This is a genomic window from Streptomyces sp., assembly GCF_035563135.1.
GTDB lineage: Bacteria > Actinomycetota > Actinomycetes > Streptomycetales > Streptomycetaceae > Streptomyces.
Genome location: NZ_DATMVN010000568.1, coordinates 1 through 2,965, shown reverse-complemented (window position 1 = coordinate 2,965; position 2,965 = coordinate 1). Strand labels below are relative to the sequence as shown.

The window sequence follows — 2,965 nt, the reverse complement described above, 5'->3', positions numbered from 1 at the left end:
ACGAATGGCACCGATCTTTGCTGCTCCCCAGGAGGTGAGCCCAGATGGCCATGCCGCTCCGTCAGTCCATCAAGGTTGCGACGTATCTGTTCGAACAGAAGCTCCGCAAGCGGGAGAAGTTCCCGCTGATCGTCGAGCTGGAGCCCTTGTTCGCCTGCAACCTGGCGTGCGAGGGCTGCGGGAAGATCCAGCACCCGGCCGGAGTGCTCAAGCAGCGCATGCCCGTCGCGCAGGCGGTCGGGGCGGTCCTGGAATCAGGCGCCCCGATGGTTTCCGTCGCCGGTGGCGAGCCGCTCATGCATCCGCAGATCGACGAGATCGTGCGCCAGCTGGTGGCGAGGAAGAAGTACGTCTTCCTCTGCACCAACGCCATGCTGATGCGCAAGAAGCTCGACAGGTTCACCCCGTCGCCCTACTTCGCCTTCGCCGTGCACATCGACGGACTGCGCGAGCGGCACGACGAGTCGGTCGCCAAGGAAGGTGTCTTCGACGAAGCGGTGGAGGCGATGAAGGAGGCCAAGCGCCGCGGTTTCCGGGTGACGACCAACTCGACCTTCTTCAACACCGACACCCCTCAGACGGTCATCGAGGTCCTCAACTACCTCAACGACGAACTGAAGGTCGACGAGATGATGATCTCGCCCGCCTACGCCTACGAGAAGGCACCCGACCAGGAACACTTCCTGGGGGTCGAGCAGACCCGCGAGCTCTTCAAGAAGTCCTTCGCGGGCGGCAACCGCGGCCGCTGGAGGCTCAACCACTCCCCGCTCTTCCTCGACTTCCTGGAGGGCAGGGCCGACTTCCCGTGCACGGCCTGGGCGATCCCCAACTACTCGCTCTTCGGCTGGCAGCGGCCCTGCTACCTGATGAGCGACGGATACGTCCCCACGTACAGGGAGCTCATCGAGGACACCGACTGGGACAAGTACGGCCGGGGCAAGGACCCGCGGTGCGCCAACTGCATGGCGCACTGCGGGTACGAGCCCACCGCGGTGCTCGCCACCATGGGGTCGCTCAAGGAATCCCTGCGAGCGGCGCGGGAGACCATCGGCGGCGGGAGCCGGTGACGTCATGACCACGGGGGAGCCGGTCGCGCCGGGTCCCCGCGTGCCGCCGGCCCGGCCGTTCGCGGAGCGCCGCCCTCCGCATCGTCCCAGGGCCGGCGGCATCCACCGGCGGCGTCCGGGCCGGCGGCGACCGACGGCGCCGGCGGGAGGGCGGAACACGCCGAAGAAGGGGAACGGGGCATGAAGGACGAACGGCCGGACTTCGATCTGACGCGGCTCCTCGCGGAGCGGGGCGCCGAACGCTACGAGCTGCACACCCGGCACCTCAACCACCAGCTGCCGCGGATGCTGCACACCCTCGGTTTCGACAAGGTCTACGAGCGGGCCGAGGGGGCGTACTTCTGGGACGCCGAGGGCAACGACTACCTCGACATGCTCGCCGGCTTCGGCGTGATGGGGCTCGGCAGGCACCACCCCGTCGTACGCCGGGCGCTCCACGACGTCCTGGACGCCTCGCTCGCCGACCTCACCCGCTTCGACTGCCAGCCGCTTCCCGGGCTGCTGGCCGAGAAGCTGCTGGCGCACAGCCCGCACCTGGACCGGGTGTTCTTCGGCAACAGCGGCACGGAGGCGATCGAAACGGCGCTCAAATTCGCCCGGTACGCCACCGGCAGGCCACGGATCCTCTACTGCGACCACGCCTTCCACGGGCTGACGGCCGGCTCGCTGTCCGTCAACGGCGAGAAGGGCTTCCGGGACGGGTTCGCGCCCCTGCTGCCCGACACGGCCATCGCGCTCGGCGACCTCGACGCGCTGCGGCGTGAGCTGAAGCGCGGTGATGTGGCCGGGCTGGTCGTGGAGCCGATCCAGGGCAAGGGCGTCCACGCCCCGCCTCCCGGATTCCTGCGGGAGGCACAGGAGCTCCTGCACCGGCACAAGGCCGTGCTCATCGCCGACGAGGTGCAGACCGGGCTCGGAAGGACCGGCGACTTCTACGCCTACCAGCACGAGGAGGGAGTCGAACCCGATCTGCTCTGTGTCGCCAAGGCGCTCTCCGGCGGGTACGTACCGGTCGGTGCGACGCTCGGCAGGGACTGGATCTTCAAGCGCGTCTACTCGTCCATGGACCGGGTCCTCGTCCACTCCGCCAGCTTCGGGTCCAATGCCCAGGCCATGGCGGCCGGGCTCGCCGTCCTCGACGTGATGGAGCAGGAGGAGACGGTCGCGAACGCCCGGCGCACCGGTGATCTGCTGCGGGAACGGCTCACCGCGCTCGTGGGCCGCTACGAACTGCTGCACGAGGTGCGCGGCCGCGGACTGATGACCGGCATCGAATTCGGCCGGCCGTCCTCCCTCAAGCTCCGCAGTCGCTGGGCGATGCTGCAGGCGGCGCGCAAGGGCCTGTTCGCGCAGATGGTGGTGGTGCCGCTGCTGCAGAAGCACCGGATCCTCACCCAGGTCTCCGGTGACCACCTGGAGGTGATCAAGCTGATCCCGCCGCTGGTCATCGGAGAACCGGAGGTCGATCGCTTCGTGACCGCCTTCACCGCCGTCATGGACGACGCGCACAGCGGAGGCGGACTGATGTGGGACTTCGGCAGGACACTGGTGAAGCAGGCCGTCGCCCATCGCTGAGGAGTTTGCCTCTGAGGCAAATTACTTGCCTCGGAGGAAAGGTCCTGGCCCAATGGAGACATGAATCCTCCTGACGGAGGGGTGGCCGACGAGCTTCCGGGGATCGCGCCACGCCTGCGCGACCTGCGCCGCAGCCGCGGCCTCACCCTCGAGACCGCAGCCGGACGGGCGGGCCTCTCCCCGGCCCACCTCTCCCGGCTCGAAACGGGCCGGAGGCAGCCCTCGCTGCCGATGCTCCTCGGCCTCGCCCGTGTCTACGGTACGACCGTCTCCGAGCTCCTGGGCGAACTGCCTCCCGAGCGTGACGCGATCGTGCGCGGCGG

At 68.7% G+C, this 2,965-nt stretch carries 3 protein-coding genes; all 3 read left to right on the top strand.

The window, feature by feature from the left end; translation table 11 throughout:
* Positions 1-44 precede the first annotated feature (44 nt).
* Entirely contained in the window at positions 45-1,067 is a 1,023-nt protein-coding gene (gene hpnH / locus VN520_RS25300) for an adenosyl-hopene transferase HpnH (RefSeq protein ID WP_325749244.1), read from the top strand.
* A gap of 180 nt (positions 1,068-1,247) precedes the next feature.
* Complete coding sequence (locus tag VN520_RS25295) at positions 1,248-2,642, top strand: aspartate aminotransferase family protein (protein ID WP_325749243.1); 1,395 nt, start codon at positions 1,248-1,250, stop codon at positions 2,640-2,642.
* Positions 2,643-2,702: 60 nt separating this feature from the next.
* Positions 2,703-2,965: helix-turn-helix transcriptional regulator (locus VN520_RS25290; protein ID WP_325749242.1), on the top strand; the 263-nt coding region annotated here is incomplete at its 3' end.